The organism is uncultured Winogradskyella sp. (assembly GCF_947496485.1).
GTDB lineage: Bacteria > Bacteroidota > Bacteroidia > Flavobacteriales > Flavobacteriaceae > Winogradskyella.
The window spans coordinates 142,856-164,942 of sequence record NZ_CANMCZ010000001.1 but is presented as its reverse complement, the minus strand read 5'-3'; the positions used below and the strand labels follow the sequence as shown (position 1 = coordinate 164,942).

At 32.9% G+C, this 22,087-nt stretch carries 9 protein-coding genes; all 9 read left to right on the top strand.

The genetic code is table 11. The features are described 5' to 3' along the window. The first annotated feature begins 17 nt into the window (after nucleotides 1-17). The 9 genes from Q0822_RS00680 to Q0822_RS00640 all read left to right on the top strand — a co-directional run bounded on the left by Q0822_RS00680 (nucleotide 18) and on the right by Q0822_RS00640 (nucleotide 22,069). Entirely contained in the window at nucleotides 18-2,453 is a 2,436-nt protein-coding gene (locus Q0822_RS00680) for an ABC transporter permease (RefSeq protein ID WP_299118919.1), read from the top strand. Nucleotides 2,454-2,513: 60 nt separating this feature from the next. After that, a complete protein-coding gene (locus tag Q0822_RS00675; RefSeq protein ID WP_299118918.1) occupies nucleotides 2,514-4,919 on the top strand; it encodes an ABC transporter permease in 2,406 nt (801 codons plus the stop codon). Nucleotides 4,920-4,941: 22 nt separating this feature from the next. After that, nucleotides 4,942-7,362 (top strand): ABC transporter permease, encoded by a 2,421-nt coding sequence (locus Q0822_RS00670; protein WP_299118917.1) that lies wholly within the window; start codon nucleotides 4,942-4,944, stop codon nucleotides 7,360-7,362. A gap of 27 nt (nucleotides 7,363-7,389) precedes the next feature. Further along, nucleotides 7,390-9,807, top strand: coding sequence for an ABC transporter permease (locus Q0822_RS00665; protein WP_299118916.1), 2,418 nt, complete (start codon nucleotides 7,390-7,392; stop codon nucleotides 9,805-9,807). A 29-nt stretch (nucleotides 9,808-9,836) separates the two neighbouring features. Then, nucleotides 9,837-12,269 (top strand): ABC transporter permease, encoded by a 2,433-nt coding sequence (locus Q0822_RS00660; RefSeq protein ID WP_299118915.1) that lies wholly within the window; start codon nucleotides 9,837-9,839, stop codon nucleotides 12,267-12,269. An 11-nt stretch (nucleotides 12,270-12,280) separates the two neighbouring features. Then, the gene (locus tag Q0822_RS00655) at nucleotides 12,281-14,728 is read left to right on the top strand and encodes an FtsX-like permease family protein (protein WP_299118914.1); all 2,448 of its coding nucleotides are present in this window, start codon (nucleotides 12,281-12,283) and stop codon (nucleotides 14,726-14,728) included. A 27-nt stretch (nucleotides 14,729-14,755) separates the two neighbouring features. Beyond that, a complete protein-coding gene (locus Q0822_RS00650; RefSeq protein ID WP_299118913.1) occupies nucleotides 14,756-17,164 on the top strand; it encodes an ABC transporter permease in 2,409 nt (802 codons plus the stop codon). Nucleotides 17,165-17,318: 154 nt separating this feature from the next. After that, nucleotides 17,319-19,673 (top strand): ABC transporter permease, encoded by a 2,355-nt coding sequence (locus Q0822_RS00645; protein WP_299118912.1) that lies wholly within the window; start codon nucleotides 17,319-17,321, stop codon nucleotides 19,671-19,673. Nucleotides 19,674-19,684: 11 nt separating this feature from the next. After that, a complete protein-coding gene (locus Q0822_RS00640) occupies nucleotides 19,685-22,069 on the top strand; it encodes an ABC transporter permease (protein WP_299118911.1) in 2,385 nt (794 codons plus the stop codon). Nucleotides 22,070-22,087: the final 18 nt, after the last annotated feature.

Sequence of the window (22,087 nt, the reverse complement as noted above, 5' to 3'; positions counted from 1 at the left end):
AGTAATTCTCAGAAGTTATGCTTAAAAATTATTTCAAGATAGCGCTCAGAAACCTTTTAAAGAACAAGGGTTTCTCATTTATCAATATTTTTGGATTAAGCATAGGTGTAGCTGCCTGTATTTTAATTTCAATTTATATTTTTCATGAAAGTAGCTACGATAAGCACGTTGCTAATTCTGAAAATGTATACAGATTAAATCGCGATTATATAGATGGCGAACGTGTAGACGCAGGTATACATTTTTCAGCAAATACAGCACCAACACTCTTAACCGATTTTGAAGAAGTAAAAAATTCAGGAAGACTAATGTCTAATGGTTTGTTTTGGGGAGCCGGAAGTAATGAAATACGTTTTGACGGCGAAGATGCTCAACATTATGAAGAAGGGTTTACGTATGCAGACCAGTCGATAATTGATATTATGGATGTTAAAATGGTTTATGGAGAAGGTAAAACGGTACTTTCAAAACCAAATACCATTGTTATTTCTGAAACCATCGCAAAAAAGTATTTTAAAAATCAAAACCCTATTGGGCGTAGCATGTATTTAAATGGTAACAATGAAAGGCCATTTAAAATTACGGGTGTCATGGAGGATTTTAAAAGTAATTCTCATTTAGATTACAATTTTTTCATAACGCTAAAAGATGTCGAGTTTGGAGGAGGGGAACAAACACGATGGTTTCAAAACAATTATTTTACATATTTGAGTCTAAAATCTGAGATAGATGTTTCAGCTTTTGAGACTAAGATGGATAGTACGTTAATGGAAAAATATATAAAGCCCTCTTATAAGTTGGCAGGATTTGCTGGATGGGAAAAAGCACATGAAAGAGAGAAAATGTATTTACAACCTTTAACAGATATTAATCTCTATTCCACTCATGTAAATTATGAATCAAGCTCTCGAAATGATGTAAGGATAATTTGGATTTTTGGTATCGTAGCATTATTCATTCTCATTATTGCCAGTATTAATTTTGTAAATCTTTCAACAGCAAAATCCACTAGTCGCGCTAAAGAAGTTGGATTGAGAAAAGTCGTTGGTTCTTCGCGTTCGCAGCTTATTGGTCAGTTTTTGGTAGAGTCTATATTGATAGCATTATCAGCCTTTATTATTGGAATATTATTATCAGCACTATTAATGCCTCTTTTCAGAACGATGTCTGGCATAGATCTAATTATACCATGGACAAGTATTGGTTTTATACCTACGGTTTTAGCAGCATCAATAATTGTTGGTATTCTTGCTGGTTTATATCCTTCTTTTTACCTCTCAAGCTTTAATCCTATAAATGTTCTTAAGGGTAAGCTTAGTTCAAAAAGCAAATCTGGTGGATTAAGGAGTAGCTTGGTGGTATTTCAATTTGCGGTTTCAATTATTTTAATAGTTGGTACACTCATAGTAAACCAGCAAATGAATTATATCTTAAACTCAAAAGTTGGTTTTGAGAAAGATCAGGTCGTTCAAATCTATAGCACTAATGCCTTAAACGAACAGGTTGAAACATTTAAAGAGGAGCTTAAAAAATTATCTGGAATTAGCAGTGTTACTATAAGTGATTATTTACCTATTGAAGGAACAAAACGAAACGGAAATAGTTTTGTAAACGAAGGAAAAGATGGTATTGATGAAACAACTCCAGGACAAGCATGGGTTATAGATGAAGACTATATTGAAACTATGGGTATGAATTTGGTAAGCGGACGTAATTTTATTAAAGGCAGAGCCTCAGATGAACAAGCCGTTATAATGAACCAAGCTATGGTCAAAGAATTACGACTAAAGGAACCCGTAGGTAAACGAGTTTCCCGAGGTGGTCAGCTCTACGAAATCATTGGAGTCGTGGAAGATTTCAATTTCGATACGATGAAAACAACAGTGAGACCACTTTGTTTTTTTAGTGGTATTAGTTCTTCAATTACATCAGTTAAAATGAATACTAGTGATGTTTCATCAGTACTGGCATCAATGGAAAACAAATGGACGGAATTTGTTCCTAATATGGCTTTTCGTTACGAGTTTATGGATGCTTCTTTTGCGAAAATGTACGATAGCGTTAGTAGAATAAAAGTCATATTTACGGCTTTTGCCATTTTAGCAATATTAGTTGCTTGTTTGGGCTTATTAGCACTCTCCGCTTATATGGTTGAGCAACGGAATAAAGAAATGAGCGTTAGAAAAGTTTTAGGGGCTTCAATGCAAACTATTTTTAAATTATTAACAGGAAATTTTTTAACCTTAATCTTGTTAGCTCTAGTTGTTGCTATTCCTATAGCCTATTATTTAATGTATACTTGGTTACAAGATTACGAATATAGAATCGAGATGTCTTGGACTGTATTTCTATTTGCTGGAATTATGGTTTTAGTAATCGCGCTATTAACTATTAGCTATCATGCCATTAAATCGGCTTTAGTAAACCCAGCAAAGGTTCTAAGATCAGAATAAATCATCAACTCGTGCTGAATTTGTTTCAGTATAAAAAACGAACAGTTAAAACGAACAATCATGATCCGAAATTATTTCAAAATAGCGTTTAGAAATTTACTTAAAAACAAAGTGTATTCATTGATTAATATTTCAGGGCTAGCTATTGGAATGGCCGCAACAATGTTAATTGGACTTTGGATTTATGATGAGCTGAACTTCAATAGTTACTTTAAAGACAAAGCAACTATTGCTCAGGTTTTTCAACATGAATCAGCAAATGATATTGTTGATACTGGCCCAGCGATACCAAGGCCTTTAGAGTTTGCTATGAGAGAACAACAAGCGGATAATTTTGAGCATATTATTATGTCATCTTGGGAGCAACCGCGTTACCTTAAGTTTGGTGAGACCAATATTTATAGGACAGGAAATGCTATGCAAGAAGGCGCAACAGAAATGCTGAATTTAGAAATTTTGGAAGGTGTTAGAGATGGTTTAAAAGAAGTAAACGCTATTATGATTTCTAAGTCAACAGCACAGTCGCTATTTGGGGAGTCGACAGCTATTGGTAAAACCATAAAAATAAATAATGAAGATGATTTAGTGGTTACTGCGGTTTATCAGGATATTCCAGAAAGTAATTCGTTTAGCGATATGGAATATTTAATTCCTTGGAAGTACTACATTACTACACAACCATGGTTAGAGAATGCAAAAGATCATTGGGGAAATAATTCGTTTCAGATGTTTGCCCAAATTAATGAGAATACAACTATGGAAGCTGTTACAGCAAAAATCCTTGATATAAAAAAGAATGCATCGGCAGGTGAGGCTGAGTTTAATCCTCAAATCTTCTTATTTCCTATGAAGGATTGGTATTTAAGGGCTGATTTTGAGAATGGAGTGCAAACTGGTGGCAGAATTGAGAATGTTTGGTTATTTGGTATCATCGGTTTATTTGTATTGTTATTGGCTTGTATCAATTTTGTAAACTTAAGCACAGCACGTTCGGAAAAACGAGCAACAGAAGTTGGTATTCGTAAGTCTATTGGTTCACAGCGTGGTCAACTTATTTTTCAATTTTTAACAGAGTCTTTTTTAATTGTAGTATTATCATTTGTTTTAGCAGTAGGTATAGTATTACTGTTTTTAAATGGTTTTAATAACTTGGCAAGTAAAGCCATAGTTTTTCCATGGACAAATCCTATGTTCTGGTTGTTATCGTTACTTTTTATAGTTATCACAGCATTCTTGGCTGGTAGTTATCCAGCTTTATACCTATCATCTTTTAATCCTGTATCAGTTTTAAAAGGAACTTTTAAAGCTGGTCGTTATTCTTCATTACCAAGAAAAGTATTGGTTGTAGCACAGTTTACAGTTTCAGTTGCACTGATTATTGGCACACTCGTCGTAATGAACCAAATTCAGTTCAGTAAAGATCGACCTGTAGGTTACGATAGAGAAGGCTTAATACAAATTCCTGTAATGAGTTCTGAATTTGTTGGAAAACACGAAACTATGCGAACTCAGTTTGTTGCTTCAGGTGGCGCGATGAGCATGACTACGATGAGCAGTCCAACTACAAATGTATGGTCAAACCGAAGTGGTTATGCATGGGAAGGCAAGCCCGTTGGTTTTCAAGAAGATTTAGCACATACGTCTGTTAATTACGATTTCGTTAAAACCTTAGGTTTAAAAATAAAAGAAGGACGTGGATTTTCTAGAGAATTTGCTACAGATTCCAACGCTGTAATTCTTAATGAAACAGCAGTTAAGTATATGAATTTGACAAACCCAATAGGTAAATTCATTAGAGATTCAGATATAGATGATCCTGACCCAGAACCACCTCTGAAAATTGTTGGTGTAGTTGAGGATATGGTCGTACAATCACCTTATAGTCCTGTAAAACAAGCTATGTATGTTTTTGAAAAGTATGGGAACATAGCATTTTATAATTTGAGATTAAATCCTGAAAAGAGTACTAGTGAAAACTTGGCACTTATTGAAGGAGTGTTTAAAAAGAACTTTCCAAACACACCTTTTGATTATCAATTTGTGGATGAGGAGTATGGAAAGAAATTCAGATCAGAAGAGCGAATTGCTAGCTTGGCAAGGGTATTTACAGCACTAGCTATTTTTATTAGCTGTTTAGGTTTATTTGGATTAGCATCTTTTGTTGCGGAACAGCGTACCAAAGAAATAGGTGTTAGAAAAGTATTGGGAGCATCAATTAGCCAGTTATGGTTATTACTATCAAAAGACTTCATAACTCTTGTAGTAGTCTCACTTTTAGTAGCGTCTCCTTTGGCATATTATGTTATGGGACAGTGGTTGCAGAAGTTTAGTTATCGTACCACAGTTGGTTGGGATGTTTTTGCAATTGCATGTTTTGGAGCTTTGATAATTACATTAATTACTGTCAGTTTTCAAGCTATCAAAGCAGCAACAGCTAACCCTGTAAAATCATTGCGTACTGAGTAAAAAAAGATTTTAAAAAGAAAATATGTTAAGAAATAGTCTGAAAATAGCATTTAGAGGTTTTAAATCCCATGCACTTTTTACAACTTTTAATCTAGTAAGTTTAGTAGTTAGTATAATGGTTATTTATGTAGCTTTTGCCTATTTAAAATTTGAAACGAGCTATGATAACTTCCATAAAGATTCAGATTCTATATATCGTTTAGGCATAACTTTGAGATCACAGGATTACAGCGTGATCGGTTTTAGTAATTGGAATGATTCAGATGGAAAAAGTCAAGTAGATCAAATAACGAGATTATCTGATTTGCCTGGCACCAAATCTGCAACACATTTTATAACAACACCAAGTTTAGATTATATACGTTTTGAGGATAAAGAAATCACTATAAAGGATGTATTGTCTACGAATACACCAAAATCGTTTTGCGAGATATTTACTTGGAATTTAAATTCTGGGACCTTTGAAAACTTTTACGAAAATAAGAATACAGTTTTGTTAACAGAATCAGTTGCAAATAGACTTATGTCAAATGTCAACAACAATGAGCTGATAAATAAAACGGTAACCATTGCTGGTGAAGATTACTCGGTGGCAGGAATTATAAAAGATATTCCTAAAAATTCCCATTTCGATTTTTCTGTGGCATTGTATAAAGAACGTCTGAATTATTGGGGAAGTCATGTGTATTTGAAAGCTGAAAAAGGCGCAGCTAAAAGCGATATAGAAGCACGAATTAGCGATAATGTGGCTTCAATAAATCCTAGTCTTGTAGACAATTCAACATACATATCACATTTTTTACAACCGATAAAGGATATTCATTTAAAATCTAATATTCTTTATGAATTAAAGTCACCTGGAAATATTAATTATGTGTATTTAATTGGCTTTTTTGCACTATTTATTTTGGGGATTTGTGTTTTTAACTATTCCAATTTTACACTAGCTATAAAAACTAAACAGTCCAAGACAATTGGTATTAAAAAAGTAATAGGTGCTTCGAGGAGTTCAGTAGTTAGGCAATTTATTTTTGAAGGTATTTTGTTATCAGTTATTTCATTTCTTTTGGCTGCATTATTATTACCGATTGTAGTGCCAAGTTTTAATATTTTAATGGGTGTTGAGCTACAAACTGGTTTAATACAAGGTTATCAAGTTTATATCTCAGTTTTAATTTTAGCTATACTTATAGGTTTGATATCTAGTGTTTTACCAGCATTGAGTTTGTCAGGAAAGAGTGCTAAAAGTCTATTTCAAGATAAGTTAAAGGAAAAAGCTTATCAGGATTTTTCAGTTAGAAAATATTTAGTTATTAGTCAGTTTGTTATCATCATTGGTATTACGGCTATTTCATATTTCATTCAAGGTCAAGTAGATTATATTGTTAATAAAGATTTGGGATTTAATAAAAACAATATTGTTTACGCTAGTACATCGCCTGAAAACCTTGACGTGTTTCAACAAAAGTTAAAGCAAATTCCAGAAGTTGAAACTGTTGCAAACGGGTCTTCACTGGCTATTGGAACATTCAATCAATTGAATTATAAAATTGACGGGATAGAAACAGTTTACGATGATGCTAATCAACTTTATATGGACTATGCTGCGCTTGATGCTTATGGAATAAAAACAACTTTGTCAGGATCCATAATTAATAATATCGAAAACCAGCAAAGACGAACAATTATAAATCGTACTGCAGCAAAAAAGATTGCAGAAATAAAGAATATAACTCAAGAAGAGCTTATTGGTTTAACAATCATTACAGAACCAGGATACACAGATGAAGATGGTAATGTTGGCTTTCCATTTACAATAGATGGCATATTTGAGGACATTAATTTGTTTTCCTTGAGAGAGAAAATTCAGCCATATTTTGTTACGCTTTCAAATCGTGTGCGCATGAATGGTATGAGCATTATAGCTATAAATTCTGAAAGTACTGAATCAGGTTTAGAAAAAATTTATAGCGCTTATGATGAACTTAATGAACCATACCCATTAGAATTACAATTTTTAGATGCTAATTATCAACAACTTCATGCTCAAGATAAGCAGATAGGGAAGTTAGTTTTTCTTTTAAACTTTATTGCGGTTTTCCTCTCATTATTAGGCGTTATCGGTATCACACTATTATTAATTGTGGGTAGAACCAAAGAAATAGGAATACGTAAAGTGTTAGGTGCTTCTGTGACATCAATCCTTAAGATTTCAGTTAAAGAGTATGTTTTATTTATTGCTTTAGCAACTATTATAGCTTGGCCAATAGCTTTTATGGTTATTAAAAACTGGCTCTCAAATTTTGCATATAGGATAAGTATTAATCACTTTACTATACTGGCCATTTCAGCTTCTGTATTGGTAGTGACGATTTTTATTGTAGGGTTGGTATCATTAAAAGCAGCAACAGCTAACCCTGTAAAATCATTGCGTACTGAGTAATTATCATCAATCAAAAAACAAATATTCATGATTAGGAATTATTTTAAAATAGCAATTAGAAGTTTATGGAAAAATAGAACGTTTACAGCATTAAATGTTGTAGGTCTTACGGCTGCATTTGGTGTAGCTCTATTGTTAGCTATGTATGCCACATACGAACTTTCTTATGATCGTTTTCATGAACATGGTGACAGTTTATATATGGTGTACTCCGAAGATAGTGCACCAAACGGTATCGAAGCCAATATCTCTAAATCAGAACCCTTTTCAGCTGCACTACGCGATGAAGTATCAGGAGTTGAAAAGATTACACGCTACAACGGTGGGAGTGTGTTGTTGAGTTATCAAGACAAGCAATTAGGTATGAGCGGTGCTTATGTTGACCCTGATTTTTTTGACATGTTTAGCTTTCCGATAATTAAGGGAGATAGACAAAACCCTATAAATTCAGAATCTTCTGTCGTTATTTCTGAATTTGCAGCAAAGCGAATATTTGGCGATGAAAATGCGATTGGACAAACAGTTACAATTTTAAGAGATGAGCAGGAGGTGCCATTTACTATTACAGCAATTGTAGAAGATTTTCCAGAAACTAGTTCTGTGGGTTTTGATGTCATATTGAATTTTAAAAGTCAAGGGTATCATGCTTATGAGCGAGGAGTAGGACGTTGGGATGTGGAAAATCACGAGGTTTACATGCAACTTTCTAAGGAAATAACACCTATTCAGTTTGAAAGTAGCACAAAGGATTTTACTCAGCTTCACTACAAAGATGAAATCGAAAACGCTAAGCGAGATGGTGCTCAACCTAATGCTGATGGTAATTACAGGCAAATAAAGTTATTGCCTTTGGCAGATATTCGATTTGCTAATTTTAATCAAGGTCCAGTAACTGTAAATCGTACAATGCCATATTTAGTATTAGGCATTGCTATCTTAATTTTGTTTATCGCTTGTGTTAACTTCATAAACATGAGTATTGCCAAAAGTGATAGAAGACTTCGAGAGGTCGGAATGCGCAAAACTTTAGGAGCAAATAAGAAACAATTATTCTTCCAGTTTTGGGGTGAAAGTATATTAGTATTTATGCTCTCTGCAGGCTTAGGAGTTTTGCTAGCAATGCTTTTATTACCTCATTTTCAGATATTGTTTAGTACAAGGGCCTCGTTCGAAACCTTTTTTAATCCTTCTTTAATAACATTACTCATATTTAGTGTCATAGGTATTACGTTAATAGCTGGCGGCTATCCTGCAATATTAATGAGTCGTCTTGGGACATTACAAAGTCTTAAAGGTAAACTAGATAGTAATGGAAAAAACTACTTGCGTAATAGCCTAATGGTATTGCAGTTTGGAATAGCCATATTACTTATAAGTGGAACGCTAGTACTTCAGGATCAAGTAGAGTTTATGAAAACCAAAGATTTAGGTTTCAATAAAGAGCAGGTGATTGCTTTTCCGCTTAACGGAAAACGCAATGACCAACAAGCCTTGCAATTAGTAAGAGATGCGCTTCAAGATAAACCGAATATTTTGAGTGTCACAGCATCAAACAATATTTTGGGTCTTGGCAAAGATGGATCTCGATCTACAAGTATATTGGGTTTTGATTACAAAGGTAGGGGAGTAGAAACTCACATGCTGGTTGTAGATTCAGACTATATTGAAACTCTAGATTTAAATTTAGTTGAAGGTAGATCTTTTAGAAAAAACTTAGCTAGCGATAGTTTATCTGTTATCATTAATGAGTCAATGGCAAAACAACTAAATGAACAAGAATTACTGAATTCTAAAATTAACATTGACGATAAGTTATTTTCTATTGTTGGCATTATTGAAGATTTTAATTTTCAAGAACTTGATCGGAATATCGCACCTATGTCCCTTTTTGCCTTACCCAACTGGAATTTGCGTAACGTCTACGTAAAAGTTGCACCGCAAAATTTAGAAGCATCTTATATAAGTGTAAAAGAAGCTTGGGCAAATGTAGAGCCAAATGCAGAATTCCAAGGCTCATTTTTAAATGAAAATATAGACAGGACTTTACGTAGCGAACGTAATATGATAACGATGATTGGTAGTGGCTCTATTTTGGCTATTACTCTAAGTTGTATAGGTTTGTTTGCGATGTCATTACTTATTGTTGCTCAACGCCGTAAGGAAATAGGGGTTCGCAAAATAGTGGGTGCTAGTGTTTCAGCAATTACAGTGCTTTTGACAAAGGATTTTTTAAAATTAGTGGCTGTCGCTTTTGTCTTAGCAACTCCTATATCATGGTGGGCAATGAGTCAATGGTTACAAAATTATGCTTATCGCATTGATCTTAATATTTTGATATTTCTTATGGCTGGTGGAATTGCTTTGTTAATTGCTATAGCTACAATAGCAGCGAAAACCATAAAAGCAGCAACTGCTAACCCTGTAAAATCATTGCGGACCGAGTAATTATATCATCAATCAAAAAACAAGCAATCATGATTAAAAATTATTTCAAAATAGCATGGAGAAACCTTTTAAAGAACAAAGGCTTTACAGCGATTAACATTGTAGGTTTATCATTGGGTATCGGTTGTTTTATTGTGATTTCTATGTTCGTCATAGATGAACTGAGTTACGATCGCTATCATGAAAATGCGAATCGCATATACAGAGTAAATTCTGATATTATTTTTGGAGGAACTGAATTGAGTATGGCATTAAGTTCAGATCCTATGGGTGAAGCTTTAAAAAGCGACTATCCGGAGGTTGAAGAGTATGTGAGACTTTATGCCTCCCAAGGTTCTAAGTTAATTAAAAAAGGAAACGAATATATTAGCGAATCAGCAGTAGCACATGCCGATTCTACATTATTTAAGGTTTTCACACTTCCTGCTATACTAGGTGATACACATACGGCACTTAACGATCCAAATACAGTAGTTATAACAGAAACCGTTGCTAAGCGTTATTTTGGAAGTCCTCAATTAGCAATAGGACAACTATTAGAAACCGATGATAACGAAAGTACGTTATACAAAGTAACTTCAGTTATTGAGGATATGCCAAGAAACTCGCATTTCAATTTCGGCTTCTTTTTCTCAATGGATAATGTAAATTATGATTTCGGAAATTATTTAAGTCATAATTTTCATACTTATGTACTGTTAAAAGCGGGTATTGATTATAAGGATTTTAATAAGAATTTTACAGAAATTATTGACAAGTATATAGTTCCGCAGGCAGCTCAATTTATGCAAATTGAAAGCATAGATGATTTTGAGGCAGGTGGCAATAAATTAGAATATTCTTTAATGCCACTTACAGATGTGCACTTACATTCTTCTAGATATGCTGAAATAAGTGCCAACGGCAACATTCAATATGTTTATATTTTTTCTGCTGCCGCACTATTTATATTATTGATTGCCTGTATTAATTTTATGAATCTTACTACTGCAAGATCTTCTGGTAGAGCAAAAGAAGTTGGAATTCGTAAAGTTTTAGGTTCTGAAAAGAAAGCACTTATTAGGCAATTTCTAACAGAATCAACTTTAATTGCTGTTCTAGCACTTTTTGTAGGTTTATTATTTGTATGGATTTCGTTAGGCTGGTTTAATGATATTTCAGGAAAAGAAATGCTTATGAGTTCCTTGTTGAGCCCAAAATTTCTAATTTTTATTTTTGTATTACCATTTATAGTAGGTGGATTAGCAGGAACATATCCAGCATTCTTCTTGTCTTCATTTAAACCTATTAAAGTATTAAAAGGGAAATTATCAACAGGTAATAAGAAAAATACGTTACGTAATTTTTTAGTAGTATTTCAGTTTGCAACATCTATTATTCTAATTGTAGGTACAGTGGTTATTTACAAGCAACTCAACCATATTCAAAACTCTAATTTAGGATTTAATAAAGATCAAGTATTAGTAGTTAGTAATTCTGGATTGCCACGTGAAACTAGAGAGTTTTTAAAAAATGATATTGAGCAATTAACTGAAGTAAAATCAGCTTCATTTGCTGGTTATTTACCTGTAGGTAGCTCTTCACGCTCAGATAACACATTTTCCACGGAAACTGTCATGACAGAATCCAATGGATTTAATATGCAATATTGGAATGTAGATTATGATTATTTGGAAACCATAGGTATGGAAATGAAATCTGGTCGAAATTTTTCTCGTGATTTTGGTTCAGATTCAACAGGTATAATATTGAATGAAACAGCTGTTAAATTGGCAGGATTTACAAACCCAATAGGAAAAAAACTATATACAACAAATGGTGACAATAGCCTTGAAGGATATACTATCATTGGTGTGGTAAAAAATTTCAATTTTGCATCTCTACGCGAAAATGTTGGAGCCTTGTGTTTCCAATTAGGAAATAACAGTTGGGAAACAGCATACCGTTTCAATACTACTGATGTTAGTGGTTTAATATCTACAATTGAAAATAAATACAAAGCTGCCGCTCCAGGAATGCCATTTAAATATGAATTTTTAGATGAAGCGTTTGATAATATGTATCGTCAAGAAAGGCGTGTTGGTAAAGTTGCCCTTGCTTTTGCATTATTGGCTATAATTATTGCTTGTCTCGGGTTATTTGGGTTGGCAACCTACATTGCTGAACAACGCACTAAAGAAATAGGCATCCGTAAAGTATTAGGAGCTTCAGTAACTAATATAGTTAGAATGCTATCTACAGATTTTGTAAAATTAGTTATGCTTGCCTTCATCATTGCAGCTCCTATTGCGTGGTGGTTTATGAGCAAATGGCTCGAAGATTTTGCATTTAGAATTGAACTCAATTGGTGGATTTTTATGGTAACAGGAATTATAGCTTTATTAATTGCCTTAATAACACTGAGTTTTCAGGCAATTAGAGCTGCAATAGCCAATCCAGTTGAGAGTTTAAAAACTGAATAAATCAATTAATCATGATTAAAAATTATTTCAAAATAGCATGGAGAAACATAATGAAGCACAAAGTGTTTTCTCTAATCAATGTTATTGGCCTTACAATAGGTTTAAGTGCTTCTTTTGTAATTGGTCTTATGATTTTTTATGATTCTACTTTTGATGATTTTCATAAAGATGGTGATCTAATCTATAGGGTAGTAACGGATTTTAGTAGTCCAGAAGAAAAAAATTACAACCCTGGTATTACATTGGCATTAGAGGATGCTATTAAGGATAATTCAAATTTGGAAGTTGTAAGTGGGTTTTATATTGAACGTCCTTCTAAAGTTGAAAATAAGGAATTAGGGTCGGAATTTAAATGGCCAAATTTCGTCATTTATGCAGATGCTAATTATTTTAAAATCTTCGATTATAAGTTTTTAGCTGGAGATGATATTAATGTGTTATCTAGTCCAAATAATGTCATTTTAACAGAAAAAAGAGCTGCGGACTATTTTCCAAATACAGCTCCTAATGATATCATAGGAAAAACTTTAGTTTATAATGATTCACTAAATATTACTGTAACAGGAATTGTAGAGAATTTTAAAGAACGAACAGATATTGTTTTTGAAGAATTTATCTCGCATCCTACACTTTTTCAAACACGGTTAAGGGAGAATTTCCTCAATAAACAGTGGAATAATACCAATTCAAATTCTCAACTTTTTATAAAGCTAAAAGCATCTTCTAGTATGGCCGCTGTTGAAAATCATTTAGGGGATTTAGCTAAAGAACATCAAGATGAAGAGGCTAAAAAATATGGATATGAGCAATTATTTACATTACAACCTTTGGCAGATATTCATTTTAATCAAGACTATGGTATTTATGATTGGTCTAAAGGTCAAGCAAGCAAGACCTTACTCACAAATTTAGCTTTGGTTGCTTTATTTCTTTTGGTTTTAGGCTGTATTAATTTTATTAATCTAAATACAGCTCAAGCATCTCAACGTGCTAAGGAAATTGGGATTAGAAAAACTTTAGGTAGTTCTAGAAAACAGATTATAGGTCAGTTTATGGGCGAGACATTTTTACTGGTTTTGGTATCGGCTTTATTATCATTAGCATTATCAAAATGGCTAATTAATGTGTTTTCAGATTTTGTTCCAGAAGGTTTGAGTTTTGAGCTCTTTAAAACACCATTAGTATTGATTGGAATAGTTGTTTTATTGCTTGTAGTAACATTTTTATCTGGTTTTTATCCAGCATTGGTATTATCAAAGTTTAATACTGTTTCCATATTAAAAAATCATTTAGCAGTTGGGGACAAAAAAGTAAAGCTTAGAAAGTTCTTAACTGTGTTTCAATTTGCTATTGCTCAGGTTTTTATAATAGCGACTTTATTGGTTGGTAAACAGATAAATTATTTGTTAAATAAGGATATGGGCTTTAACACCGATGCTATTGTTTCTATACGCAGTCCAAGAAGCGAAAGTGAGCTTTCTAAAAAAGAATTGTATGCAGAAAAATTAAGAACTATATCGCAAATTAAACAGGTCAGTCTTGGTGGTGCACCACCAGCATCATTTTCCTCTAATAGCACAGATATAACTTACATGGATGGAGAGAAGGAAGTTAAGTCAGAGCTACAATTTATTTTTGGTGATGCTAATTATTCAAAATTATTTGAATTAGAAATCTTAGCAGGAAGATCAATTAGAAATGACACCATAAAAGAATTGGTGATAAATGAAACCTGCAGAAAAAGGCTTGGTTTTAAAAATCCTGAAGCTGCAATAGGAAATACCGTTGAATTAAATGAAGAAAATATTGCAATTGTTGGTGTTATGGCTGATTTTCATCAAAGGTCTTTAAAAAGTGAAATTAAACCTATGGCATTAAGAGGAGATTGGAATCGATCATGGTTTAGTCAGTTCCAAGAAGTGCATATCGCTTTCCAAAATAAATCCTCTGAGGGTTTAAAAGGAACGCTTTCAGAAATTAAAAATGCTTATAAATCTGTGTATTCAGAAATAGATGACTATGAGGTTAAATTTATGGATGAAACCATTCAAAAATTTTATAATCGTGAACAAAAAATATCTAAGCTTCTAAATTGGGCAACGGGCTTATCTATTTTAATAAGCTGCTTAGGTCTTTTGGGTTTAGTTATTTACACAACAAATCGTCGTGTTAAAGAAATTGGTGTTCGTAAAGTACTTGGTGCTTCATTACTGCAGATTAATACGCTTTTATGTAAAGAGTTTTTAATTCTTGTAGCTATCGCATTTATTGTTGCTGCACCAATTGCTTGGTATGGTATTAATGATTGGTTACAAGATTTTGTGTACAAAACAAGCATTAGCTTTTGGGTTTTCTTATTAAGTGGCTGTGCTATGATCTTCTTTGCTTTATTAGTGATTAGTGTAAAAACTTTACAAGCGGCTAATGCTAACCCTGTAAATTCTTTGCGGTCAGAGTAAATTCATTATAACAAAATAAAAGAAATCATGATTAGGAATTATTTTAAAATAGCATGGAGAAATATTTTTAAGTACAAATTAAGTGCTGCTATAAATATTTTTGGTTTAGCTCTTGGAATAAGTTCCTGTTTAGTCCTATTATTATTTGTTAAGTATGAATCAAGTTTTGACGATGGTCACTCAAAAGCTGAGTTGACGTACAGAATAGTTCAGCACAAAGAATTTCCTGAAGAAACGTTCTATTTTAATACAACACCATATCCATTAGCCGAAGCTTTAAGAAATGATTTACCAGAATTAAATACCGTAACACAAATTGTTGGATTAACAACACAAACCTTTGGTATTAAAAATAATCAAGGTTCTCAATCTCTTTTTGAAGAGACTAATGTTCTTTTTGTGGATTCTTTTTACCCTAAAGTTTTTGATAATATCACTTGGTTGGCAGGTCATAAGGCTACTGCTTTTAATCAGAGTAATTCTATAATTCTTACAAAAGATATTGCAAAGAAATATTTTAATATTGAAGCACAAAATTATCAATCTATTATTAATAGAGTTATATCACTAAATAACAAAGAACCTCTTTTAGTTAAAGGAGTGGTAGAAAATCCATTAGGAAATAGTAATTACCAATTCGGAATATTAATTCCTTATGCTATATATAAAAAGAATAATGAGTACTATGCTAATGATTGGTCTGGTAATCATCAAGGCACTACGTTTGTAGTTTTAAATAATAAAAACCAAAAAGCAGAGATTGAATCAAAAATTGCACTTTGGAAGAAAAAATATTTAAAGCCTAAAGATGATAAACTGACAAATTATAGATTACAACCATTAAGTGAAATACATACAAATACATTATACGGAAGTGGTCCTGGCGGTTATGTTATGCCAGTAAAGATTATTACTATTGCTTTTATTGTTGCCTTCTTTATTTTGCTTATTGCCATTGTAAACTTTATAAATCTTGTAACAGCACAGTCTGCTCTAAGATCAAAGGAAGTCGGTGTGTTAAAAGTATTAGGTAGTAACAGACTAGGCTTAATTTTTAGATTTGTTATTGAAAATAGCTTGTTAATTATTATAGCACTTGGTCTTTCAATTATTATTGTCTATATGTCGTTAGAGCAATTGAACGATACATTGTCAATAATTAATTTAGACTTAAAGCTAAACTCAAGTCATATATATTTAATTTTGGGAATTAGCGTAGTAACAATTCTATTAGCTACGCTATATCCAGCAATTGTACTATCATCATTTAATCCTATAAAAGCGCTTAAAAATAGAGCTATTGTAAAGAGTTCTAAAGGATTAACATTGAGAAAGTCATTAATTGTTTTTCAGTTTGTTATTGTGCAAATTTTCGTTGTTGCTGTTGTTGTCATAACGTTGCAAATGCGGTTCTTTAAAATGAAAGATGTTGGATTTTCTACAGACACAGTTGTCATTACTCCAGCACCAGAATTTGATAAAATAGACGTATTTAGGAGTTCACTCTTGAGTAATAGTAATGTTGAAGAAGTATCATTTGGATCAGGTCCACCTATGGGAATAAATGGTTTGTCTCTAGGTACATCTTTTCGCTTGCCAAACGCCATCAATGATGACGGTGTTTATTCCGAAATGAAAATAGGTGATGCTAATTATCTTAAGTTTTACGATTTAAAATTATTAGCTGGGAAGAACTTTACTTCAACAAAGGATAAATTTGACCAATTTATAGTGAATGAAGCACTACTGGAATCATACAATTGGACACCTGAAGAGGCTATAGGAAAAAAGCTTACTATAAATGAAGGAGAAGCCACAATAGTTGGTGTTGTAAAAGATTATCATAATAATGCATTACAATATGAGATTACGCCTTCAATAATAATCAACTGGAATATATTACAGAACAGCGCTTTTATCAAAATAAAACAAACTAATGTCTCAACACTATCTTCTATAGAAACTGCTTGGAAAGATAGTTTTAAATCCTCTGTCTATGATTATGGATTTTTAGATGATGCCATTGCCAAAGAATATGCTGTAGAACGTCTTATTTTCAATGGGTTTTCTATACTCTCAATTTTAGCAATAAGTCTTGGGTGTTTAGGTCTTTTAGGATTAATGGCATTTATTCTTATGACTAAATCTAAAGAGATTGCCATACGTAAAGTTTTAGGTTCTACTGTAACACAGATAGCAACACTTTTATCAAAAGAGTTTGTAATATTAATAATAATAGCTTTTTTCATAGCAGCACCATTGGCTTACTATGCTGTGGATTTATGGCTTCAAGACTTTACTTATAAAATTGAGTTATCAATATGGATGTTTCTGTTTGGTGGATTAATAACGCTTTTAATTGCATTAACAACCTGTAGTTTTCAATCTATAAAAATGGCATTTGCAAACCCAGTAAATTCTTTGCGGTCTGAATAGAACAAAATTTTAAGTGTTCGGTTTTGAACAAGAAGTGTATCAAAATCGAACACATTTGTTTTTGAAATTAATTATAAGATAATGAAAATCAGGTTATTGTATTTCTGGCATCATCTTCACTATATAATTAGTATCAATCAAAAAACGAACACTTATGATTCTTAACTATATCAAAATAGCATTCAGAAGTTTACTGAAAAATAAAGGCTATAGTTTTTTAAATATTTTTGGATTAGCTATAGGTATTACTTGTGCAAGTTTAATCTTTCTTTGGGTTGAAGATGAGGTCAGCTTTAATGAATCTTTTCCTAAACAAGATCAGGTTTATTATGTGCCAACGAACCAACAGTATGAGGGTGAATGGAGAACATTCTACTCAACACCAGGACCGTTAGCTCAAGATATGTTAAACGAAATTCCAGGGATTTTAAAAGCCACAAGGTCTAGTCTCGAAGAACGTTTATTTACTGTTGGAGACAACTCAATAAATAGGAGAGGCCGTTATGCCGATGCGGACTTTTTAGATATTTTCACTCTAAAATTTATTGAAGGTAATCGTGAAGAAGCATTTGAAAATCCTGAGGCTATTGTATTAACTCAAGAAATCGCAGAGCAACTTTTCGGTAAGGGAGAAAAAGCACTTGGGAATGTTGTTAGAGTAAGCAATAAAGACAATTATTTAGTAACAGGTGTTATTGAAAATTTACCTAAAAATGTATCATTTCCTTTTGATTGGGTAGCACCTTTTGAGCGATATAGAGATGGAGCCGAATGGATGACAGAATACGGAAGTAATTTTTCAGACACTTTTGTAGAGTTGTCGCCAGAAGCAAATTTTGAAACCGTTGATGCGCAAGTTAGAGAACTTATAGGAAAGAAAGCTGAATTTACAGACGATTATGCCTTTTTACATTCTATTAAAGATTGGCACTTGCGTTCAAAATTTGAAAATGGTAAAGTAGTTGGGGGGAGAATTACTTATGTTCGTTTATTTACCATAATAGCCTTTATAATTTTGTTGATTGCATGTATTAACTTCATGAATTTATCTACTGCTCGAAGTGAAAAGCGAGCAAACGAAGTTGGTGTTCGCAAGGCAATGGGTTCTAGTCGCTCAAGATTAATTACGCAGTTCATTTCTGAGGCGCTAGTATTGTCATTTATTGCTACAGCTCTGAGCGTTTTATTGCTTGCTGTTTTATTGCCTCAATTCAATCTTATCATAGAAAAAGATTTAGTTTTAGGATTAGCAAATCCAATACATATTCTTGTATTAGTAAGTATATCTATTATCTCAGGCATTTTTGCTGGTTTATACCCAGCGTTTTATCTGTCATCTTTTAAGCCTGTTGAAGTCTTAAAAGGATTGAAAGTTACGCAAGGTTCGGCTTCATTTATTAGAAAAGGATTGGTCATAGGTCAGTTCACCATTTCCATCGTATTCATAATTTTTACAATATTAGTATATCAACAAATCCAACATGCAAAAAATAGAGAATTAGGTTATGATAAAGACCAGTTGCTCTCTATGCGAATTGATCATGATTTTATACCAAAGTTTGATTTAATTCAACAAGAACTAATAAGAACTGGTTCAGTGCACAATGCAACATTATGTAATTCTGAAATTTTATCTGGTGGCAACAATGGTTCTGGTTTTAGCTGGAAGGGAGGAACGGATACAGAAGATGTTTTGATTTCTTTCAGAAACGTAACTCAAAGCTTTTTTGATACTACAGGAATGGAAATTATTGAAGGTCGAGGATTTAGCAATAATTTTGAAGCCGATAGTTCTTATGCTTTGGTTTCAGAATCCTTGGCTAAAATGATGGGTGATGAGAATCCAGTAGGTAATTTAATCAGTCGCGATGAAGATAATATGGAGATTATAGGTGTCGTAAAAGATTACGTTTATGGTGATATGTTTGATGCTAGTGACCCAGTATTGTTTATGCATTTTCCTTATTATGCGAGATACATGTTTATAAAAACAAAAGATGGAGTGCCTGTTGATAAAGCACTTTCTGATATTGAAACGGTACTAAAAAAACATAATCCAGCCTTTCCTTTTGAATATACATTTGTAGATGATGCTTTTAATGCAAAGTTTAAAAACGAACAGCTAGTTGGTGAACTTTCTCAAATATTTGCCATTCTTGCAATACTAATTTCATGTTTAGGATTATTTGGCTTGGCAGCTTATACTGCAGAGCAGCGAAGCAAAGAAATAGGTGTTCGTAAAGTTTTGGGAGCTAGCGTTTCTGGAATAGTGAAATTATTGTCAAAAGACTTCTTAAAGCTTGTAGGTGTTTCAATTTTAATTTCGGTTCCTATAGCTTGGTATGCTACGTATAACTGGCTTCAGGATTATGCTTATCGTATAGAAATCAATTGGTGGATTTTTGCAATAGCAGGTTTACTTGCCATCTTAATCGCTTTAGCTACGGTAAGTTTCCAAGCTGTAAAGGCGGCCGTTGCAAATCCAGTAGATAGTTTAAAAACCGAATAAATCCATTTGTTATGATACGTAGTTATATAAAAATTGCATGGAGAAGTCTTAAGACCAATCGTTTATTCTCAATTGTTAATATTGTTGGATTGTCAATAGGTCTTGCTACGACTTTAGTATTGTTCTTATTTGTTTTACATGAGCGTAGTTTTGATACTATGTATACACAAAAGGACAGAATTTACAGAGTTTTACTTAATACAACTGAAGATGATTTAGAAACTTGGTCTAATGTACCATCGGCATTAGGTCCTGAGCTTAAAGATAAGATTCCGGAAATCTCAGAATCCGGCCGGTTTTTGAGACATGATTTTGGAGGAACCGCATTTATAAAATCCGAGAACGATGTGTTTGCAGAAGATAAATTGTTTTGGGTTGACCCTTCAATTTTAGAAATGTTTGATGTTGAAATTATAAATGGTTCTGGTGCAGAAAACCTAAAAAGCCCTAACAATATTCTACTTTCAGAAAGTACAGCCAAACGTTATTTTGGGAACAAAAATCCTTTAGGAAAAACACTGACAGTTGACAATGTAAATACGTTCGAAGTTAAGGGTGTTTATAAAGATTTTGCTGATAATAGTTCTATAAATTTTAATGTGGTTGCACCTTTTATGATGCAAAATGCAGCTAAAAATCCAACTTGGAATAATGCAAGTTTTGAAACTTTTGTAGTTTTTAATTCAGACACACCAAGTGTTTCAACTTCAGAGCGTAAAATCCAAGGAATTTTAGATGTCAATGTTAAAAAAGACGAGCAATGGTATAACTTTTCATTACAATCTTTAAGAGACATTCACTTATACTCTTCTGCATATTCTGATAGTTATATTGATAATTATGGTGATATTAATCAAATTCAAAATCTTACTGCTCTCGCTATTTTAATCTTGATTATTGCTTGCATTAATTACATGAATTTAATTACCGCACGCTCTCAAAAACGCGCTACTGACGTAGGTATAAATAAAACGCTTGGTGCATCTGTAAAAAATGTAGTATTTAGATTTTATATTGAAACTGGACTAATAACTGCAATTGCAATGATTTTAGGTGGTCTTTTCACCATCGTAGCCTTGCCAGTTTTTAACGAAGTTGCTGGAAAACAATTAGATATTTCAGCATTATTTTCGGTTAAAATTTTAGGCTTCTTATTACTGATTTGGCTAGTAACAACTTTTATTTCTGGTTCTTACCCTGCATTATATCTTTCCCGTTTTTCTCCTAAAGAAGCTCTAAAACCATCCTCGCGAAGAGGAGGAATGACCAGTTTTATAAGAAAAGGATTAGTAGTCGTTCAGTTTTCTGCATCAGTAGTTTTAATCATTAGCGTTATTGTTATTCATCAGCAGTTAGAATATATTCAAAATAAGAATCTAGGTTATAATCCAGAGAATGTTATCGCTATTTCAACTGCAGGAATACGTGGTGGACAAGCCAATAAAGCTTTAGTAGATGCTTTTGAAAAATTGCCAAATGTCTCTTTTGTAGCCCGTTCACAAGGTTATCCAGGTATGGGAGTTAGTGGCAGAAGTATACAAAAACCAAATAGCGAGGAGAGTATGGGTATTCAAACCAACCGTTCAGAATATAAAGTCTCCGATGTATTACAGCTAAACCTTTTGGCTGGTCAATTACTACCAAAGAACAAGCAACAAGGTGACACTTTGGTGGAAGTTGTTGTAAATAAAAAAACGGTAGATTTCTTAGGGCTAACACCAGAGGAAGCCATTGGTAAAAAAGTGAATATGCAGCTTGGCGATAATGCTTATATACATGGTGTTGTTGATAATTTCAATTTTGCTTCATTACATAGTCCAATTGGTGGATATGCTTTTCATAATGCACCTCGTGAACCAAAATCATATCTGTTGGTTCGTTTTTCAAATGAAGTATTAACAGAGACTATTTTAAATTTTGAAAACGCATTCAAAAATGTTGCTCCTAATTCTGCTTTTGAGTATACCTTTTTAGATAAAAAACTAGAGTTGCTTTACGAAAAAGAAAAGCGTACAGCCAATGTAGGTTTATTGTTTTCAATATTAGCAATTATAGTGGCTTGTCTTGGTTTATTTGGTTTAGCAGCATTTATGGCTGAGCAACGAAATAAAGAAATAGGAATACGAAAAGTATTTGGAGCAAGTGTTTCTAAAATTGTTCAATTATTATCAGTAGATTTTATGAAACTTGTGCTGATTTCATTAGTGATAAGTTTTCCTTTAGCATTATACTTTATGAATAACTGGTTACAAGATTTTGCATATCGAATAAACATTAGCTGGACAGTATTTGTGATAGCTGGTGTATTAGCATTATTAATAACATTTGTAACCGTAGGATACCAGGCTATCAAAGCCGCTATTGCAAATCCAATAAAGAGTTTAAGAACCGAGTAATAAATCAAAAAAGAATCA

Bases quoted from the DNA above. Each gene is read 5' to 3' on its own strand.
- Q0822_RS00660 (WP_299118915.1), top strand. From the start codon at position 9,837: ATGATTAAAAATTATTTCAAAATAGCATGGAGAAACCTTTTAAAGAAC.
- Q0822_RS00640 (WP_299118911.1), top strand. From the start codon at position 19,685: ATGATACGTAGTTATATAAAAATTGCATGGAGAAGTCTTAAGACCAAT.
- Q0822_RS00665 (WP_299118916.1), top strand. From the start codon at position 7,390: ATGATTAGGAATTATTTTAAAATAGCAATTAGAAGTTTATGGAAAAAT.
- Q0822_RS00680 (WP_299118919.1), top strand. From the start codon at position 18: ATGCTTAAAAATTATTTCAAGATAGCGCTCAGAAACCTTTTAAAGAAC.
- Q0822_RS00670 (WP_299118917.1), top strand. From the start codon at position 4,942: ATGTTAAGAAATAGTCTGAAAATAGCATTTAGAGGTTTTAAATCCCAT.
- Q0822_RS00650 (WP_299118913.1), top strand. From the start codon at position 14,756: ATGATTAGGAATTATTTTAAAATAGCATGGAGAAATATTTTTAAGTAC.
- Q0822_RS00655 (WP_299118914.1), top strand. From the start codon at position 12,281: ATGATTAAAAATTATTTCAAAATAGCATGGAGAAACATAATGAAGCAC.
- Q0822_RS00675 (WP_299118918.1), top strand. From the start codon at position 2,514: ATGATCCGAAATTATTTCAAAATAGCGTTTAGAAATTTACTTAAAAAC.
- Q0822_RS00645 (WP_299118912.1), top strand. From the start codon at position 17,319: ATGATTCTTAACTATATCAAAATAGCATTCAGAAGTTTACTGAAAAAT.